Source organism: Pseudomonas sp. SIMBA_068 (assembly GCF_046534705.1).
GTDB classification, from domain to species: domain Bacteria; phylum Pseudomonadota; class Gammaproteobacteria; order Pseudomonadales; family Pseudomonadaceae; genus Aquipseudomonas; species Aquipseudomonas putida.
Genome location: NZ_JAWRYI010001552.1, coordinates 1 through 239, shown reverse-complemented (window position 1 = coordinate 239; position 239 = coordinate 1). Strand labels below are relative to the sequence as shown.

At 72.0% G+C, this 239-nt stretch carries 1 protein-coding gene; it reads left to right on the top strand.

The annotated features are described in order from the left end of the window. A partial coding sequence (locus tag SB756_RS34890; protein WP_410913859.1) for a hypothetical protein occupies positions 1 to 239 on the top strand: 239 nt, incomplete at both ends.

Below are 239 nucleotides of genomic sequence, written 5' to 3'. Positions count from 1 at the left end.
CCTTCGCCCTGTGGAGCGCCTTCGTCAGCCGCGCGGACAACTCGCCGGAAGTGCTCGGCGCCCTCTGCGGCGTGCCCGCCGCCGATATCCGTGCCGCCGCACGCCTCTACGCCACCGGCGGCAACGCGGCGATCTACTACGGCCTGGGGGTCACTGAGCACAGCCAGGGCAGCACCTCGGTCATGGGCATCGCCAACCTGGCCATGGCCACCGGCAACATCGGCCGCGAAGGGGTGGGC